The organism is Paenibacillus sp. FSL H7-0442, assembly GCF_038593105.1.
GTDB lineage: Bacteria > Bacillota > Bacilli > Paenibacillales > Paenibacillaceae > Paenibacillus > Paenibacillus polymyxa_D.
In genome coordinates, this window is record NZ_CP151963.1 from 1,229,475 (window position 1) to 1,246,217 (window position 16,743).

The 16,743-nt window shown below is 41.7% G+C and carries 15 protein-coding genes and 1 pseudogene; 14 read left to right on the plus strand and 2 right to left on the minus strand.

All coding sequences use genetic code 11. The annotated features are described in order from the left end of the window. The first annotated feature begins 9 nt into the window (after positions 1–9). The 3 genes from MHH57_RS05520 to hcp all read left to right on the plus strand — a co-directional run bounded on the left by MHH57_RS05520 (position 10) and on the right by hcp (position 4,700). Entirely contained in the window at positions 10–2,010 is a 2,001-nt protein-coding gene (locus MHH57_RS05520) for a sensor histidine kinase (RefSeq protein ID WP_342434925.1), read from the plus strand. Continuing rightward, entirely contained in the window at positions 1,961–3,262 is a 1,302-nt protein-coding gene (locus MHH57_RS05525) for a response regulator (RefSeq protein ID WP_069010373.1), read from the plus strand. The genes MHH57_RS05520 and MHH57_RS05525 overlap by 50 nt, the downstream gene beginning before the upstream one ends. Positions 3,263–3,407: 145 nt before the next feature. Further along, a complete protein-coding gene (gene hcp / locus MHH57_RS05530) occupies positions 3,408–4,700 on the plus strand; it encodes a hydroxylamine reductase (protein ID WP_028543172.1) in 1,293 nt (430 codons plus the stop codon). A 41-nt stretch (positions 4,701–4,741) separates the two neighbouring features. On the opposite strand, the gene MHH57_RS05535 is transcribed toward hcp, so the two are convergent. Further along, a complete protein-coding gene (locus tag MHH57_RS05535; protein ID WP_029516129.1) occupies positions 4,742–5,089 on the minus strand; it encodes a helix-turn-helix transcriptional regulator in 348 nt (115 codons plus the stop codon). Positions 5,090–5,442: 353 nt separating this feature from the next. Between MHH57_RS05535 and MHH57_RS05540 the strand changes: the two genes are divergently transcribed. The 9 genes and pseudogenes from MHH57_RS05540 to MHH57_RS05580 all read left to right on the plus strand — a co-directional run bounded on the left by MHH57_RS05540 (position 5,443) and on the right by MHH57_RS05580 (position 14,246). Then, complete coding sequence (locus tag MHH57_RS05540; protein WP_209950028.1) at positions 5,443–5,982, plus strand: HEPN domain-containing protein; 540 nt, start codon at positions 5,443–5,445, stop codon at positions 5,980–5,982. Positions 5,983–6,059: 77 nt separating this feature from the next. Continuing rightward, positions 6,060–6,386: a nucleoside triphosphate pyrophosphohydrolase gene (locus tag MHH57_RS05545; protein ID WP_342434926.1), complete on the plus strand. Its 327-nt coding sequence runs from the start codon at positions 6,060–6,062 to the stop codon at positions 6,384–6,386. A gap of 224 nt (positions 6,387–6,610) precedes the next feature. After that, positions 6,611–7,948: pseudogene (locus tag MHH57_RS05550) on the plus strand (IS3 family transposase). Between the two features lie 228 nt (positions 7,949–8,176). Further along, entirely contained in the window at positions 8,177–8,950 is a 774-nt protein-coding gene (locus tag MHH57_RS05555) for a hypothetical protein (protein ID WP_209950026.1), read from the plus strand. 183 nt (positions 8,951–9,133) lie between these two features. Continuing rightward, entirely contained in the window at positions 9,134–9,592 is a 459-nt protein-coding gene (locus MHH57_RS05560; RefSeq protein ID WP_165178539.1) for a hypothetical protein, read from the plus strand. Positions 9,593–9,773: 181 nt separating this feature from the next. Then, entirely contained in the window at positions 9,774–10,280 is a 507-nt protein-coding gene (locus MHH57_RS05565) for a BglII/BstYI family type II restriction endonuclease (protein WP_209950025.1), read from the plus strand. 244 nt (positions 10,281–10,524) lie between these two features. Further along, positions 10,525–10,974, plus strand: a complete 450-nt coding sequence (locus tag MHH57_RS05570; protein WP_209950024.1) for a hypothetical protein — start codon at positions 10,525–10,527, stop codon at positions 10,972–10,974. Positions 10,975–11,282: 308 nt separating this feature from the next. Further along, positions 11,283–11,975, plus strand: a complete 693-nt coding sequence (locus MHH57_RS05575; protein ID WP_342434927.1) for a hypothetical protein — start codon at positions 11,283–11,285, stop codon at positions 11,973–11,975. Positions 11,976–12,224: 249 nt separating this feature from the next. Next, positions 12,225–14,246 (plus strand): SIR2 family protein, encoded by a 2,022-nt coding sequence (locus MHH57_RS05580; RefSeq protein WP_342434928.1) that lies wholly within the window; start codon positions 12,225–12,227, stop codon positions 14,244–14,246. A 189-nt stretch (positions 14,247–14,435) separates the two neighbouring features. On the opposite strand, the gene MHH57_RS05585 is transcribed toward MHH57_RS05580, so the two are convergent. Next, positions 14,436–14,723, minus strand: a complete 288-nt coding sequence (locus MHH57_RS05585; protein WP_209949681.1) for a hypothetical protein — start codon at positions 14,721–14,723, stop codon at positions 14,436–14,438. A gap of 171 nt (positions 14,724–14,894) precedes the next feature. On the opposite strand from MHH57_RS05585, the gene MHH57_RS05590 reads away from it, so the two are divergent. Then, positions 14,895–15,098 (plus strand): helix-turn-helix transcriptional regulator, encoded by a 204-nt coding sequence (locus MHH57_RS05590; protein WP_019686344.1) that lies wholly within the window; start codon positions 14,895–14,897, stop codon positions 15,096–15,098. Positions 15,099–15,649: 551 nt separating this feature from the next. After that, positions 15,650–16,735, plus strand: a complete 1,086-nt coding sequence (chvE, locus tag MHH57_RS05595) for a multiple monosaccharide ABC transporter substrate-binding protein (protein WP_209949680.1) — start codon at positions 15,650–15,652, stop codon at positions 16,733–16,735. Positions 16,736–16,743 lie beyond the last annotated feature (8 nt).

Genomic DNA, 16,743 nt, shown 5'->3' on the forward strand with positions numbered 1-16,743 from the left:
GTGCACCACATGATGCCGCGGTTACGCTTGCGCAATATGCCCTTACGTTATCAGCTGATGCTTCTGTTCCTGTTGTTTGGCATTGTACCTTCGCTGGGATTAGGTCTGCTGGTCAATTGGACGGTGGAACGGATTATTGAGCGGCAGGTGGAAGACCATACGATGCAGTTGATTGGCAAGGTAAATGAAGCACTGGACACCAAAATGGAAAATTTGCAGAACATGACGTATCTGATTGCTTTTAACCCCGATATCGGGGAGTTCTGGAAAGGGAAGACGCTGGCTGACGGCCACGCAGGTCATGCGAGTGTAATAACAACGGAAAACCAGGGGGAGCAGACTCAGAACTCGGCGCAAAATCAGGCTCTCAGCTCCAAGCAGGCATTAAGTTCTGTACAGGAGCAGGATACGCTGTATAAAATGAAGCAATTTTTGCAGGGCTATACTACGTTATATCCTGAAATTGCAGGGATTCTGATCGTGAACGAAAAAGGCGACTATATCAGCAACGAAATGTATGCTCGAAGCACGCGTAGCCTGACGGAAGAAGATTGGTACCAACAGGCGGCGCAGCATGCAGGCATATTCACTGTGCTAGGACAGCCGAGCCACCGTAATGTGACCACTCATGTCCGGTACAAGGACAGTGAAATTGTCTCCGTCGTTCGTTCGGTTACGGATTCGGAAACCGGACGCGTGCTAGGCGCGATAATGATTGACCTCAAGCTACGGGCTGTGTCGCAGGCCGCCAGAGATGTAACCTTGGGCAAAAGTGGGTATTTAATGGTGACAGATGCTGAGGGACGCAGCGTGTACAGGCCGGATATGCCTTTGATTGAGCGCATTCCACCGCAATGGTTCGGGGCAGGTGACAGCGGGATGTTTACCCGTGAAGCTGGGGGCAGGGAATTGCTGTTCATGTTCAGGGCTTCCGAATTCACGGGCTGGAGAACAGTGGGGGTATTCCCGGCACGCGAATCTACACTGGAAGTGCGACAAATTCAGTTCTATGTCGTCTGTTTTGTTTTCATTGTATGTCTATTTGGCTTAACGGCATCCTTGCGATTGTCGAGTTCCATTGCGCAGCCAATTTTCCGGCTGATGTCCTATATGCGGACGGCAGAGACAGGGGATCTTACAGTTCGCCAATGGAGTGACCGTGGGGATGAAGTCGGAATGCTGGGGCGGAGCTTTAACCGGATGCTGGAGCAAATTCGCCGTCTCATGTCACTTAGCGAACTGAGAGAACGGCAAAAACGGGATGCCGAGCTACGCAGCCTTCAGGAGCATATTAAGCCCCATTTTCTATACAATACGCTAGATACGATTCATTGGATGGCCCGAAGAAATGGAGTAGACGACGTATCTGACATGGTAGGAGCGCTATCGAGATTGTTTCGTCTCGGGCTGAGCAAGGGGGATGACTTTATTCCGCTGCGCTCCGAGATTGAGCATATATCTAGCTATATGCAAATCCAGCAAACCCGCTATCGTGACCGACTTCGCTGGGAGTTGAATGTACCCGACGAGCTAAAGGATCTGTTCGTGTTGAAGTTGATGCTTCAGCCTGTAGTGGAAAATGCGATTTATCACGGCATCAAGGCCAGACGTGGCCCAGGCACGATTTGGATAGAAGCTAAAGCTGAAGGCGACAAGCTGCTGCTGACGGTGCGTGATGATGGCGCAGGGATGGCGGCAGAAAGGCTGCGTGAGCTGCGTGAATTGCTGGAAATACCGCTGGAGGCGATGGAAGGACAGCAGAAGCAAAGTGGGGCTAGTACAAATGGTAGAAGCTACGGCATGCTGAATGTACAAGCGCGTATCCGGCTATCTTTTGGTGAGGAATATGGAATTGTACTGGATAGTAAAGAAGGAGCAGGCACCTGCGTGACGATCATTCATCCGCTGCTGCTGGATATGGCGCAACTGAAGAAGCCGCATGAAAAAGGAGAGGGTCAGGATGACGAAATCAAAGGGCAGAGACAACTCAACGACGGTGAGTCTGATTGACCAGGCCATAACGGAAGTGATAACAGGGACAGCACAGCGTTACCAAGTATTGATCGCAGATGATGAGCCGATCATCCGAGAGGGGATACGGGATTGCATAGACTGGGCGGCACTCGGCATGGAGGTTGCAGCTGAGGCGGAGGATGGTGAAGAAGCGCTGGAGCTGGTGGGTCAGCTTCGCATAGATATCATGCTGGTCGATATGAATATGCCGTTCATGGACGGGATTGAACTGATTCGTCGGCTGCGGGAAGTACGTCCGGAGTGCCGCTGTCTAATCATTTCCGGGCATGATGAATTTGCTTATGCGCAGGAGGCAGTCCGACTTGGCGTAGAGGATTATATCTTGAAGCCGGTAGATGCTGAGCAGCTTCACGCTGCGCTGTCACGGCTCGGTCAGCGGCTCGAGGAAGAGCGTAAGCGTGCCGCCTATGTAGAACAAGCTGCCGGGCAGATTGAGCGGAATATTCCGTTGTTGCGCCAGCGGTTTTGCCTGGAATGGCTGGAAGGGCAACATACGGGCATAGATGTCATGGAGCAGTTGGCGTTTTTACGGCTTCCATCGCGGCCGCCTGCTCAGATCGGTGTCGTACGGTGGCCAGCGGCAGAGGCCCGGCAGACGATTATGCGCGAGAATGACCGACAGTTGTTTCTTTTTGCCGCTGAAAATATTATTGGCGAACTGCTGGAGGACCTGCCACATGTGTTGTTCCGCGATGCGAACGGGCTGATCGGCATATGCCTGTGGCAGGAGGCACCCGAGACGATTGGCGCTTCCATAGAGCAGGCGATTGGACGCTACCTGAATATAGCGGTTCATACGCATGTGGAATCCAACGCGGGTGGGCTGGAAGGCGCAATGGATGCGTACCGGATGTGTCGGGATCGGGTGTATGGCGAATCGCAGCTGTCTCCCATCGTACGCCGTGCTCGGCAGCTTATTCAGGAAGGCTACGCCGATCGGGAGTTGACGCTGGAAGCCCTTGCCTCGCGGCTACAGGTATCCGCCGTATATCTCAGCCGTGTGCTGAAAAAGGAGCTCAACGACAGTTTCGTGACCCTCGTCACGCGTGCCCGTATCCGTAAAGCAGTGCAGCTACTGGATTCCACGACGTTGTCTATCTATGATATAGCAGAACGTACGGGTTACGACAGTCAGCACTATTTTAGCACCGCTTTTAAAAAGACCATGGGTGTGTCCCCTGTGCAGTACCGTAAAGGCGGGGGAATTCAGGAAAATTCGCTGGAGTAGGAATGATTGGCATGTGGAATTGTCCTACACTGTTCTATGATGATAAATGCTAAAAAAATGTGTGTGTAATCACACCTACGCATTCAGGGGTTTGTTACGCTGGGGATAACGAACAAATATCTATAAATATTTGGAGGAAAACGATATGTTTTGTTATCAGTGTGAACAGACGCCGAGTGGCGGGTGTAAAGTAGTTGGGGTGTGCGGGAAAGATGAGACGATAGCGAGCTTGCAGGATACGATGATTTTTGCATTAAAAGGGATTGCTGCCTATGCGACACATGCTCGCCAGTTGGGCTATACCGATCCTGAGGTAGATCGCATCACGCATGAAGCGTTATATATGACCTTAACCAATTCTAACTTTAATGTACAAGAGCATTTGGAAATGGCGATGAAGGTCGGAAATGCGGCTGTACGGATCATGGATGTGCTGGATCGTGCGCATACGGATCGTTTTGGCATTCCGCAGCCGATTACGGTCAGCCAAAATAAAATCGAAGGCCAATGCATCGTCGTGACCGGACATAATCTGTATGCGCTGGAGGAATTGCTGCGGCAGACAGAGGGCAAGGGCATTAATATCTATACTCACTCGGAAATGCTGCCTGCTCACGGTTATCCGGCATTGAAGAAATATGCACATCTCAAAGGGAATATCGGTAAAGCCTGGTACGATCAGCGTAGACTGTTCGAAGAGTTCCCGGGCGCAATTCTGGCTACGACGAACTGTGTTATGCCGATTAAAGGCACGTATGCAGACCGCTTCTTCTCTTATGAAGTAGCCGGGCTGGAGGGAGTAGCCAAGATCATGGACGACGACTTTTCACCATTGATCGAGCGCGCGTTGGCTCTGCCAGCCGCAGATGTAGATTCAGAGCAGGTGCTTACAACGGGATATCATCATGAGACAGTTATCGGGCTGGCTCCTGAGATTATTCAGGCCGTTAAAGACGGACATATCCGCCGTTTCTTCGTCATCGCAGGCTGCGACGCACCAGGCAAAGGCGGCAACTATTATCGCGAGCTGGCTACATCCTTGCCGAACGATACGGTCATTCTGACCACATCCTGTGGTAAATTCCGCTTCAATGACGTGGATTATGGAACCGTTGGAGATACAGGAATTCCGCGTTATATTGATTTGGGGCAATGCAACAATTCGGGTTCTACTGTGAAAATCGCTCTGGCATTAGCGGATGCATTCGGTTGTACGGTGAACGAGCTGCCTGTCAGCATTGTGTTGTCCTGGTTTGAGCAAAAAGCCGTTGCCATCCTGCTGGGCTTGTTCAGCCTTGGCATCCAGGATATTCGCATTGGGCCGAAGCCGCCTGAGTTTATTTCTTCTGGCGTGCTGGATGTACTAGTGGAGATGTTTGGCTTGAAGCTAATTACGACCGCAGAGGAAGATATGAAAGCGATGTTGGCATTGTCGTAAGAGGTTGGTGGGGAACTGCAAAGCGCAGTTCCTTTTTTGTTTCATCGTTCATCGATTCTTATAAAGATGTCCGTAAGAATCTTTAATGCCAGTTCAGTATCTTTGGATTCACGAGTTCTAAGGAGAGTTAAAATGGTTTTTATACTTGAATGTTCTTCGGTAAGCTCATCATTGTCCTTCACATATGTAAGCAACTGATAGACGCCCACGTTCAATGCCTTCGCTATTTTCTCCAGATTTTTCAAAGATATATTTCTCTCCGCTCGCTCAATAAATCCAATATAACTCGAATTGAATCCTGCTTTTTCGGCTAAAGCTTCTTGGGAAAGCCCTTTAGACTTTCGAATATCTCGAATACGTGTACCGACTAATTCCAAAAGTTCTGACATGAATACACCTCTCTATAGTAAGGGTTCTACAAAATCGATTCCAATCGCTCCAAAGTGCAATATATAGACGAACTAGATCATCACGACCTATATATTATTATTGGAAGTCGCTTGTTGGATTTTGCAAAATCCTCTAGTTAGAAGTGTAGAGAAAGAGTTACATCTAATTAATAAGTGTTAGTAAGTAAATTGAATTAAAAACTACTATATAGTAATATTTATTAGGAAGCTTGTCCGGTAGCTAGAAAATTATACATCTTGATGGTTACATATTTGTGCTACGTTGCTCACATCTGTTTCAGGATTTTGCAAAACCCTTATTTATGAAATTTTAATTCAGGAGTTGATTCCCCATGAAACATTACTCCTTAAGTCCCCAACTACATAATGGTTCTGATTTCAAATTGCCTAAGTACAGCGACACCTACATATTCAATTGCATGATGGATTTTCAAAAGCTTGCCGAATACCAGATCAAGCTTGCACAGATGATGCGCGACCATCATCAGTTTCAAAACTGCCTCATTCTTTGTGATCGAGCGATGTTTTCTATGGCTAAGGCCATGTATGTTCATCGAAACCAAATCATTCCATCGTACATTCGATCCATGACTGACCTATTCCCTTTAATTCACACAGATGCTGAGCCCAATTTAGATATGGTGCTGTTTATCGGTACGGTACATTATCTGGTTTCGGGAGAGGATGAAGCATCCGAGGAGACGATGAGACAGGAGGAAGTAGACAAGTTGCTTTATAAAACGGACTCTATTCTAGAGTCTCTGTCACAGCGGATCGTAGCTGATCCGTCTAAGCGGTATCCGTCTATTTATAAAGAAAATTCGTTCAATGAATCGGTAGATCTTTTATCAATAATACCTGGTTCTTTTTGAGCTAATGATATAATGAGGAAAAGGAAGATGTTGGATGAAGATTGCGCTTCCACATATCAGAAAGGGTGTTATTTCATATGCCTACATACAACAAACTGGTGCGGGATCGGATTCCGCACCTCATTATGTCTCAGGGCAAGGAATGTCGGACACGTATCTTGGAACCAGAGGAGTATAAGCAGGAACTGCGAACGAAGCTTCGTGAAGAAGCCGAGGAATATTTTGAAGCGAATAAAGGTCAGGAAGCGCTGGAAGAACTGGCGGATATGCTGGAAGTCATCCGAGCACTCGTAGAAGTACATGGAGCGAGTGTACTGGAGCTGGACAAGCTGCGGGTGGACAAAGCCGAGGCCCGAGGCGGATTCCAGGAGCGGGTGTTCCTAATTGATGTGGATGAAGCTTAATGTCAGGTGGTACACATGGAATAAACCTATTTTCTTATATATTATGTATAGTTAACGTTTGATGATTCTTACGTACATGTCATTGATGGGATGCCCGTGTAAATCAATTATTCAAAAAAGCTTCTGTTTAGTAAACTGTACCCTGTAGAGTAGACACTTCAAAAAAGTCTCTCTATGGGGTATTTTTTATGTATACCGTGAAAAAGACAGGGATGGGGATACAGATGAGTAAAAAAATGTTCACAGCAGAAGAAATAAAACAGCTTTCCGCAAACCCATATGTGAAATCTGTATCTTCTAAAGGGATTACGTATACCGAAGAGTTTAAACAGCTCTTTATCGCATCTAATCAACAAGGCAAACTGCCAAGAGATATTTTCGAAGACTGCGGATTTGACGTCCAGATCGTCGGCATGAAGCGGATTGGATCTTCTGGGAAAAGGTGGAGAGCCTCTTACAGGGAACAGGGTACCCTGGGTTTACAAGATACGAGAGGTAAGTATTCGGGGAGACCACTGCAACGAGAGCTCACCTTGGAAGAAAAGAATGCACGACTTGAAGCACAAATTCATCTCTTGAAGGCAGAAAACGAACTGTTAAAAAAGATTCGTCTGGCAGAAGGGAGGCTGGGAAACAGGGGATAGAACTGGCGCCTTGCCATAAATATATCCTAATTCAAGATGTAATTCAGAAATACAAGCTGAAGCGGATGGTAGGCTATCTATGTAAGACTGCAGCCGTCTCCAAGAGCGGCTATTATGGCTACTGGTCCTCTACATCCATCAATCTGCGCGATCAAAAAGAACAACACGATGAAGCGGTTAAATATACGATAACCCAGGCATTCCACTTCAAAAAAACGTAAGCGAGGAGCTCGTTCCATCAAGATGATTCTAGAGGGACAATTTCAGGTGGTTTACAATCTGAAAAGAATACGGAGGATCATGAAAAAATATGGCATGGTCTGTCCTTTCCGAAGAGCCAATCCATACAAGCGAATGATGAAGGCGACTCAGGAACATCGGACCCTACCTAACTTGTTGAAGCGCAACTTTAAACAGGAAGTGCCCGGTAAAGTGTTGCTCACCGATATTACCTACTTAGTCTATGGGAAAGGTCAACGAGCATATTTATCCACGATTAAGGATGGTTCTACAAACGAAATTCTAGCTTACCATGTGTCTGAGCGAATCACCATGGATCTGGCGATGGAAACGTTGCTCAAATTAAAGAAGAATCGAAGTTTTAAGAAGACTTCAGAAGCTTTGATTCATTCCGATCAAGGGACTCACTACACGCATCCGGATTTTCAAAAGATGGTGAACCACATGGGGTTCAAACAATCCATGTCCAGGCGAGGAAACTGCTGGGATAACGCCCCACAAGAATCATTCTTTGGTCATTTAAAAGATGAGGTATCCCTAAAAACATGTACCACCCTGGACGAAGTTAAACGAGAAATCAAGTCGTATATGACCTACTACAACCATTACAGATATCAATGGAACTTAAAAAGGATGACCCCTGTACAATACAGAGATCATCTCCTTCAAGCAAACTAGTCTTTTTTAGAATAGTCCTTTACATAGGGTACAGTTTATAGAAGGCAGGGATTTTTTTGTTTTTAACTATAGTTATCAGTCGTAATATTCTTCCATTTGATGATACAATATAAACATGATTCAAAAGGACTATTTCAAATACGGTGATTCATTTAACTTATTATATTCCTTGTTTTCACGAAATTCGTAAATAATACGTTAGCAGAAATTAACCTAGGAGGACTTCAAATGAGATTAAAAATGAATTTACTTGAGAATGCATACGATTTTTTAAATTCTTCACTTTCTTACTACAGTTATGCTGAAGAAGATTTTAGAGCGTGGAAAATTGCTTTTATAAATATTGTACAGTCAATTGAGTTGATGACTAAAGAGAAACTTAGACGTTCAAATAAGTTTCTGATTTATGAAAATATTGATAATCCTAAAAATACTATTTCATTTTCATTGGCATTAGATAGAATGATTAACATTCTTGAGCTACCTCTTGAAAAGAATGACGTTCAAAAAATCAAAAAGGCTATAGCATTAAGAAACCAAATGATGCACTTTGAAGTAGATTTACCTGTTCAAGAACTAAAATCAAAGTATTCAGTGTTATTTGAGTTTGCAACTTCATTTCATTACAGATTTCTGGATGGTGAATTACATAATTTCATTGATGAAGGATTATGGGAAGAAGAAGCTGAATTGATGGCCTTCTTCAAACAAGATTTTTTTATTTATAACTCTGAAGAGGTACATCGCTTATTCCCAAAAGATTTTATAGAATCAAAATATATTGAAGAATATGTGATAAAAGGCGAAGCGTATCCTCGAATTAGATACGGTGAAGAGAAGTATGAACGAGGATTAAGACATACTAGGGAAACTTGTGCTGATTGTATGGTTAAACAAGGTGAATTTCATGTGCTCGGATGTGACTGGGAGCAATGTCCAAAATGTTTTGGACAAGCAATTGGATGTGGTTGCAATTCTGAGGAAGAAGAGATGGTATTATGATTCTATAGAAGGGGTTACATCTGATAACATTATATTCACGCGTCGGGCATGCGCCCTCGTTCCGGCAGAGGGATTTCAGGGAAGCAGAGGCAGCCGGACACATCCGACTACGTCGGACGTCGTGAGTACGGGAACGTTATAGGAAATGGGCTGTAAATAATATATAAAGGGCGATAACAAAGAATGAAGAAAAAGATTGCAATTATGTTAGGGGAATTTTTAACTAATTTTATGAAGGTAATAATACATTTACCGGGGTTCCAAGTAACAATAACAAATGAAGTATATCAATCAATAATGAAAGAACTACACGGATCAAGAATCGAAATAGAAAAAAAGATTCGGAAGGCATACGAATCGTTACATGAAACTTCAAATTTACTTTTTGAATTGGAGGATACTTTGAAAGAACGAACCGAAAAATTGAATTACCTTAGAACTGAATACGAGAGATATAACAAATTAACTGAAATAGAACATAGTAAGGCCGTACCTCTTATCAATCATATGGACACTATCTTAGAAAGAGGAAAGAAAACGGAAAGGTGGTTCAACTTCTTTCTGGGTTTAGCTGCTGGTGTTATTACTACACTATTGGGGATCATTTTTGGGCCATATATCACGAACGTATTTATTAAGTAATTCGATGAAGTCAGCCACATCCTATAACATAATATTCAAGCTGCGGCTCCTTACGGAGCCTTGGTCTGCGGGATGAATTTCGAAGAGGAATTTCAGCAGACAACCCTTCGGGGTTCATGAATACAGGAACGTTATACGTATCCCTTGTTCTTACTTTAATTCGTTTAAGGAGACGATAGGATTGTCATATCTAAAATTACAAACATATTCTTATAGATTCGCCGAGGAAGTACTTAATAGTAATTTGAGTTTGAAGAAAGAAATAGAAGAAATCTTACAAAGTGATTTTGATGAATTGTATTTATCCAGACCAGGATTTAATAGATTATTAGAAGTGAGATTCAAAGAAAGAATGTGGATTTCCCAACCACCACTATTTGAAGAAGCAGGAGATCCAGCAACCAAAATGGATTTTCTAAAGAATCGACTGGGGGTTGAAGTCCAATTTGGACATGCTTCTTTTATTGGAATAGATTTATTGAAATTTCAAGTTGCTTCGTATTCGGGGTTAAATAAAATTGATATAGGAATTTATATAGTTACAACAAAGCATTTCCAGAGAACAATGAAGAATCTCTACAATCATAATTGGGATGGATCTCTATCATTTGAGAAGGTGGTTAAATATCTTCCTCACTATAAGAGCGCAATACAAGTACCTATTTATGTTATAGGTATAGACGCTTAAAAACGGAAGAGTAAACATGGACTATAACGAGATGACAGGGGCTACGTATAACATAATTTTCAAGCTTCGACTCCTTACGGAGCCTTGGTCTGCGAGATGGGTTTCGAAGAGGAATTTCAGCAGACACACCTGGCATCGTGAATACAAGAACGTTATACGCAACACACTAAAAAAATTATTGAGGAGATATCATATATGACTAAGAAGCCACAACTTATTCTACCACCAAATATCCCGAATTTATTTGGTCCAATGGGGGAATCTGTTTTCTCTCATCCATTATGGTGGTTGTTTAGATGAAGAAAAAAAGAAAGAAATATCTTCAAAAAACTTAGAAGCATTAGTACATATAATTCCTTTAAAGGATGACAGACTTTTATTATTAACTGGCGCACTTATCATTGAGAACTCTATTGATAACTATCTTTCAGATTTTATGTCTGGATATAATGCATTAAAAGAAAACAGAGATTTCTCGCTTTCAATGAAAATTGGATTAGCTAAAGCATTGGCTCTGTGTCCATCAAAGATTTTTAACTATTGCAATATAATACGGTTAATGAGGAATGATTTTGCTCACAACTTACAGGCAAAGGAAATTGAAGGATTACCAGACAGACATAAACAAACACTTTATCAATATTTACTAGAACTTTATCCTGCTTATGATGAGCAGACTGTTTTGTATGAGTAAGTTTTTGACTAGTATCCGAAACTGTGTTTGCGCTTGAAATGTATCGAACAGCTATTCAAAAACTAAATCAAATGATAAGAAGTGCTGATATTGAGGAGATAATGAAAGATTTTTTTGAATTTTCGCAAGAATCTCGTTGAAGTAGTGTACTACGTATAACAAAATATTCGCACTGCGGGCCATATGGTCCTTGATTTGTCCGAGGCACTTTCAAAGAAGAATAATCAGACAGATACATCCATCCATTCCCCTAAGAAAAGAGCTATCTAAAGGGAACCGACGTCGCGAATACCAAAACGATATGAGAAATGACCAGAATAATTAAAAAGGAGCTTTCAATGAATTCAGCAATTGATCCTGTCAGTGGTAAACTTTATGAAGTAGAAGTTTGGTTGAAGAACTGTGGTAATCGAAGAGAAGGAATTTGTCAAGTATGTGGAGATAACGTCTATCTCCGTGCAGACAAATCTGAAGATAGAAGAACACACTTTGCACATAAAAAAGGCTCACCATGTCCTACCATTGTTGAAAATCATAGACCATTTGAACAGTTAAATGCTAGTGATACTGATTTAGAGAATGCGAAAATTGTTAAATTGTTAATTAATTCATACTCATATTTATTGTATGAGAAATGTAAAAGAATGTCTGAAAGTTTAACTGTTAAAGAATTCAGAGAATTGATTGAGTTTGCAAATACAAAAGGAGTTTGGAATTATAAAGGACTGACATTTACATATGTTCCTTATATTCTCCTAACCTGTAGAGAGAAGTTTTCAAAAAAAGATAGTGAATTTAGGAAAAGGGACTTTTATTTCGTTTTTGATCCCAATGTGAAAAATGTTGATGAACTATGGAACGACACTAAAAGAAAGAAACAAAAGTTGTGGAAGATATATCTTAGTAATGACAACAGCATTGTAGAATATTTAATTGATGATTCTCTAGAACCTGAATGGTTTGCATTTACAAAAGAGTTTATATCTAAGAAGCTGACTTGAGTTATTCAAGGATGCTGGTCACATCTCATAACATCATATCCACACGGCGGGCATACGCCCTTGGTCCGGCAGAGGGATTTCTGGGGAGGGGCAGCCGGACACACCCAGCATGTGCTGGGCGTCGTGAATATAGGAGTGTTATACGAAACCTAAAATTTACAAAAAAACTAATATTTAAAAGTGTTTTATTACTCTGATAAATTGAATCGAAAAGTTCAGTGTTTTGAACATTAAAGGAGAATGTATTAGATGCAAGAGTTGACAATAGAGCATTTAGCATATTTGTTGAAAGAAGCAAAGGAAAACCATAAACCTCAACCTATATTCTTTTTAGGTGCTGGAGCATCGCGTTCTGGTAACATACCGCTAACACAAGAAATTATTAATGATATATTGAATAAACATCCAAATAGTCCTTTTATTAAAGGTTTAGACGAAGAACAAAGAACATATGCAAGCTTGATGAATTGTCTCACGCCACACGAACGAAATGAACTATTGAAAGGATACATTGATAAGGCGAAAATTAATGTAACACATATATATTTGGCCCAATTATTACAAGAAGGTTTTATAGATTATATACTAACTGTAAACTTTGATAATCTGATGTTGAGAGCGTTAGCAATGTTTAATATATTTCCTTCAACATACGATATGGCGATTCTGAAAGATCTAACAACGACAACATTTAAAGAAAAATCAGTAGTTTATCTTCATGGGCAAAGTCATGGGCTATGGTTACTCAATACGCCTGAGGAAATGAGTAAAGTAAAAACTATAATTCCTCGTATTTTTGATAGTATTAAAAATGAAAGGCCTTGGATTTTTATCGGTTATAGCGGTGAAGATCCAGTTTTTGAGCATATAAAAAAGTTAGGAAGGTTTGACAATAGTCTGTATTGGATTACATATAATGACGAGAGTCCAAAACCTCAGGTAGAGAAATTTATTTCCGATCCGCATATTAATGCTTTCTTAATAAAGGGCTACGACTCTGATTCATTTATGTTGAAACTCAACAGTGAATTGGGATTAGATCAACCACGTATTGTGGATAAACCGTTTACTGCTTTACAGGAAATGCTTCAAGAGATTGTTGATATTGATGAAAAAGAGCATTTTCAAGGGGTTAAAGAACGTTTAGAAATTGCAAAAAGACAAGTGTCAGAAGCCATACAAAAGTATGAATTGGGGGACGTTATTAGAGATTCAAACTTAATAGAGCTTGAAATAGATAAATTGAAAAAAGAAATAATTAATTTGATGATTGATAAAGATTATGACAAAGAAAAAATATCGAGTATAGAAGAGAAAGTTAAAAAAACTAATGATAATACACTTCATGACTTAATATCAGGATTATATAACAACTGGGGGATTGCTTTAAGGAATTTGGCAAAGAGCAAGGAAGGAGAAGAAGGAGAAAAACTGTATCAGCAAGCCTTTGAGAAATACGAAAAGGCCGTTGAAATCAAACCGGACAAGCACGAAGCGTATTACAACTGGGGGATTGCTTTAAGGAATTTGGCAGAGAGCAAGGAAGGAGAAGAAGGAGAAAAACTGTATCAGCAAGCCTTTGAGAAATACGAAAAGGCCGTTGAAATCAAACCGGACAAGCACGAAGCGTATTACAACTGGGGGATTGCTTTAAGGAATTTGGCAGAGAGCAAGGAAGGAGAAGAAGGAGAAAAACTGTATCAGCAAGCCTTTGAGAAATACGAAAAGGCCGTTGAAATCAAACCGGACAAGCACGAAGCGTATTACAACTGGGGGATTGCTTTAAGGAATTTGGCAGAGAGCAAGGAAGGAGAAGAAGGAGAAAAACTGTATCAGCAAGCCTTTGAGAAATACGAAAAGGCCGTTGAAATCAAACCGGACAAGCACGAAGCGTATTACAACTGGGGGATTGCTTTAAGGAATTTGGCAGAGAGCAAGGAAGGAGAAGAAGGAGAAAAACTGTATCAGCAAGCCTTTGAGAAATACGAAAAGGCCGTTGAAATCAAACCGGACAAGCACGAAGCGTATAATAACTGGGGGTATGCTTTAGGGGATTTGGCGAAGAGCAAGAAAGGGGAAGAAGGAGAAAAACTGTATCAGCAAGCCTTTGAAAAATACGAAAAGGCCGTTGAAATCAAACCGGACAAGCACATAGCGTATAACAACTGGAGGATTGACTTAGAGAATTTAGCTAAAAGGAAGGAAGGTGAAGAAGCAGACCGGTTGTATCAGCAAGCAATGCAATTGAAAGAGAGAGTGAAAAATAAGTGAAGAGGATAATTGAAATATATGGTAGAAAAAAGGGCTGCGTATAACATGATATTCAAGCTGCGGCTCCTGATGTAGTCTTGGTCTGCTGAATGGATTTCGAAGGAGAATTTCAGCAGACAACCCCTTCGGGGTTCATGAATACAGAAACGTTATACGACAGAATTAAAATGAAGAAGAGCCAGAAGGCTCTCAGTCTAAAGATATATGTAATTCGTTATGCAGGTGAAGAGCGTCCTTAAAACCTTGCAAATAAATTTCACGTTCTAAAATAGCTTGAACAGAAAGCTCAGCATCATCGTAAAGAAATAGGGTCTTCTGTATATTTTCCGGCACTCCTTCATGTAACTGCTTGAAATAGAGATTCCGTTCGGATGAGAACTGGTTGTAGCTGGAGTTGTGTTTCATAAGCTTGCCATATAAAGATTCAATTCGAGTGTGAATCAGTGAATCAAGTAAAACTTCTAAAGAATTATGCATTTTGGACACCATCCCATGTATTTGATTTTATGAATAAAAGTTCAACTTATTAAATGTAATTTTATCATATCAAAAAATCAAGTCAATACATGTTGAAGATGTTTTTGAAAAAGAAAATATACTTTCATATAATTAAAGGAAAATTCACTTCATGTGTGAAAGGAATATCAGATGATTAGTTACAAACCTTTTCAAAAATTATTGATCGATAGGGAAATTAAGAAGCAAGACTTACTTAAAATGACGGGGATTTCGTCTGCTACAATGGCGAAGCTCAATACGAATGAATATGTGTCATTAGAAGTAATTGATAAATTATGTACGGCTTTAGGTTGTCAGCCAGGAGATTTATTGGAACACATAGCAGAGCAATGACAGATCAAGATCAAGGAAGAATTTTAGTTGATCGAAGAAGTGATTCCGTCGTATAACAAAAATATTCAAGCTGCGGCTCCGTTGGAGCCTGGGTCTGCTATATAGTCTTTTTATCTAATAGGATTAGCTGGCGTTTATTGACCCACACGTACATGTCATTGATGAATTGTCAATAAAAGTGTGAACTCTTTAGATAGCCAATTTAATGATTCAACAAATTGAGACTTTGCCAATCGTAAGAAAGGCTAAGTCTTTTTTCGTTTTCAAAATAAATGAGTGATCTCCTGATAATCTTCATTTCCCTCAAATCCAAATACCCTGCCCCCCCACACACAAAGGTTAAAATTTTATAAAAAAAGTTCAAAACCAGCAAAGACCTTTCCCGGCCTGGAATGATACCATGTGTTTGCACATAAAAAAAGGAGAGGCACTCATTGCCTCACTTATGTAAGCGCTATCTCATTTCAACTCTAATTAGCACTGACCTGAGGATTTTGCAAAATCCTTACCTTCAAATTGACCTGCATTACATGAGGAAAGGGGAACTTCATATGAAAAAAGGAGCTGTTGTCGCTTGGCTTCTGGTTTTGGCCCTGATGCTTTCGGCCTGCAATCTGGCGGAGAGTGGAACGGGCAGCAAGGAAAAAGGCTATGTGGGCATTTCCATGCCGACCAAATCGTCCGAGCGTTGGGTAGGGGACGGAGAAAATATGGTTCGGTTGTTTCAGGAGCAAGGCTATAAAACGGATTTACAGTACGCCGAGGACGTAGTGGAAAATCAAATCTCCCAAATCGAAAATATGATCACCAAGGGCGTCAATGTTATGGTGATCGCTTCGGTCGACGGAAACACGCTGACGGATGTGATTCAGAAGGCACACGACCGAGGGATTCAGGTCATTTCTTATGACCGTCTGATTCGCAACACACCGTATCTGACGTATTATGCGACCTTCGATAACTTCAAGGTGGGCGTGCTACAGGCGGCGTATATTGAGAAAAAGCTGGGACTCAAGGAAGGCAAAGGCCCTTTCAATATCGAGCTGTTCGGTGGTTCACCGGATGACAATAACGCTTATTTCTTCTTTAATGGTGCGATGTCCGTACTGAAACCGTACATTGATTCCGGTAAGCTGGTCGTACGCAGCAAGCAGATGACGATGGCACAGATCGCTACACTGCGATGGGATGGAGCATTAGCGCAGTCGCGGATGGATAATCTGCTGAGTGCCTACTATTCAGGGGCCAATCTGGACGCGGTACTATCCCCGTATGACGGAATTAGTATCGGTATCATTTCATCCTTGAAAGGGGTCGGATATGGATCAGCGAACAAGCCGCTGCCGATCATTACGGGGCAGGATGCGGAGCTGGCTTCCATCAAGTCCATTGTGGCTGGGGAGCAGACGCAAACTATATTTAAGGATACCCGCAAGTTGGCTGAGCAAACGGTCGTGATGGCCAACAGCATTTTACAGGGCAAACAAGCGGAAGTGAATGACACCAAATCCTATAACAACGGTAAAAAAGTCATTCCTGCTTACTTGCTTGATCCGATCTCGGTAGATCGAACGAATGTGGAGAAGGATATTGTCGGCAGTCACTATTACACCAAAGAGCAAATTGGACTGAAATAAGAGTAGGA

What these genes read in the sequence shown, in the direction of transcription:
- MHH57_RS05545 (WP_342434926.1), top strand. Translation starts at nt 6,060, where the DNA reads ATGCCTACATACAACAAACTGGTGCGGGATCGGATTCCGCACCTCATT.
- chvE (WP_209949680.1), top strand. Translation starts at nt 15,650, where the DNA reads ATGAAAAAAGGAGCTGTTGTCGCTTGGCTTCTGGTTTTGGCCCTGATG.
- hcp (WP_028543172.1), top strand. Translation starts at nt 3,408, where the DNA reads ATGTTTTGTTATCAGTGTGAACAGACGCCGAGTGGCGGGTGTAAAGTA.
- MHH57_RS05535 (WP_029516129.1), bottom strand. Translation starts at nt 5,089, where the DNA reads ATGTCAGAACTTTTGGAATTAGTCGGTACACGTATTCGAGATATTCGA.
- MHH57_RS05525 (WP_069010373.1), top strand. Translation starts at nt 1,961, where the DNA reads ATGACGAAATCAAAGGGCAGAGACAACTCAACGACGGTGAGTCTGATT.
- MHH57_RS05590 (WP_019686344.1), top strand. Translation starts at nt 14,895, where the DNA reads ATGATTAGTTACAAACCTTTTCAAAAATTATTGATCGATAGGGAAATT.
- MHH57_RS05585 (WP_209949681.1), bottom strand. Translation starts at nt 14,723, where the DNA reads ATGCATAATTCTTTAGAAGTTTTACTTGATTCACTGATTCACACTCGA.
- MHH57_RS05560 (WP_165178539.1), top strand. Translation starts at nt 9,134, where the DNA reads ATGAAGAAAAAGATTGCAATTATGTTAGGGGAATTTTTAACTAATTTT.
- MHH57_RS05520 (WP_342434925.1), top strand. Translation starts at nt 10, where the DNA reads ATGATGCCGCGGTTACGCTTGCGCAATATGCCCTTACGTTATCAGCTG.
- MHH57_RS05540 (WP_209950028.1), top strand. Translation starts at nt 5,443, where the DNA reads ATGAAACATTACTCCTTAAGTCCCCAACTACATAATGGTTCTGATTTC.
- MHH57_RS05580 (WP_342434928.1), top strand. Translation starts at nt 12,225, where the DNA reads ATGCAAGAGTTGACAATAGAGCATTTAGCATATTTGTTGAAAGAAGCA.
- MHH57_RS05555 (WP_209950026.1), top strand. Translation starts at nt 8,177, where the DNA reads ATGAGATTAAAAATGAATTTACTTGAGAATGCATACGATTTTTTAAAT.
- MHH57_RS05575 (WP_342434927.1), top strand. Translation starts at nt 11,283, where the DNA reads ATGACCAGAATAATTAAAAAGGAGCTTTCAATGAATTCAGCAATTGAT.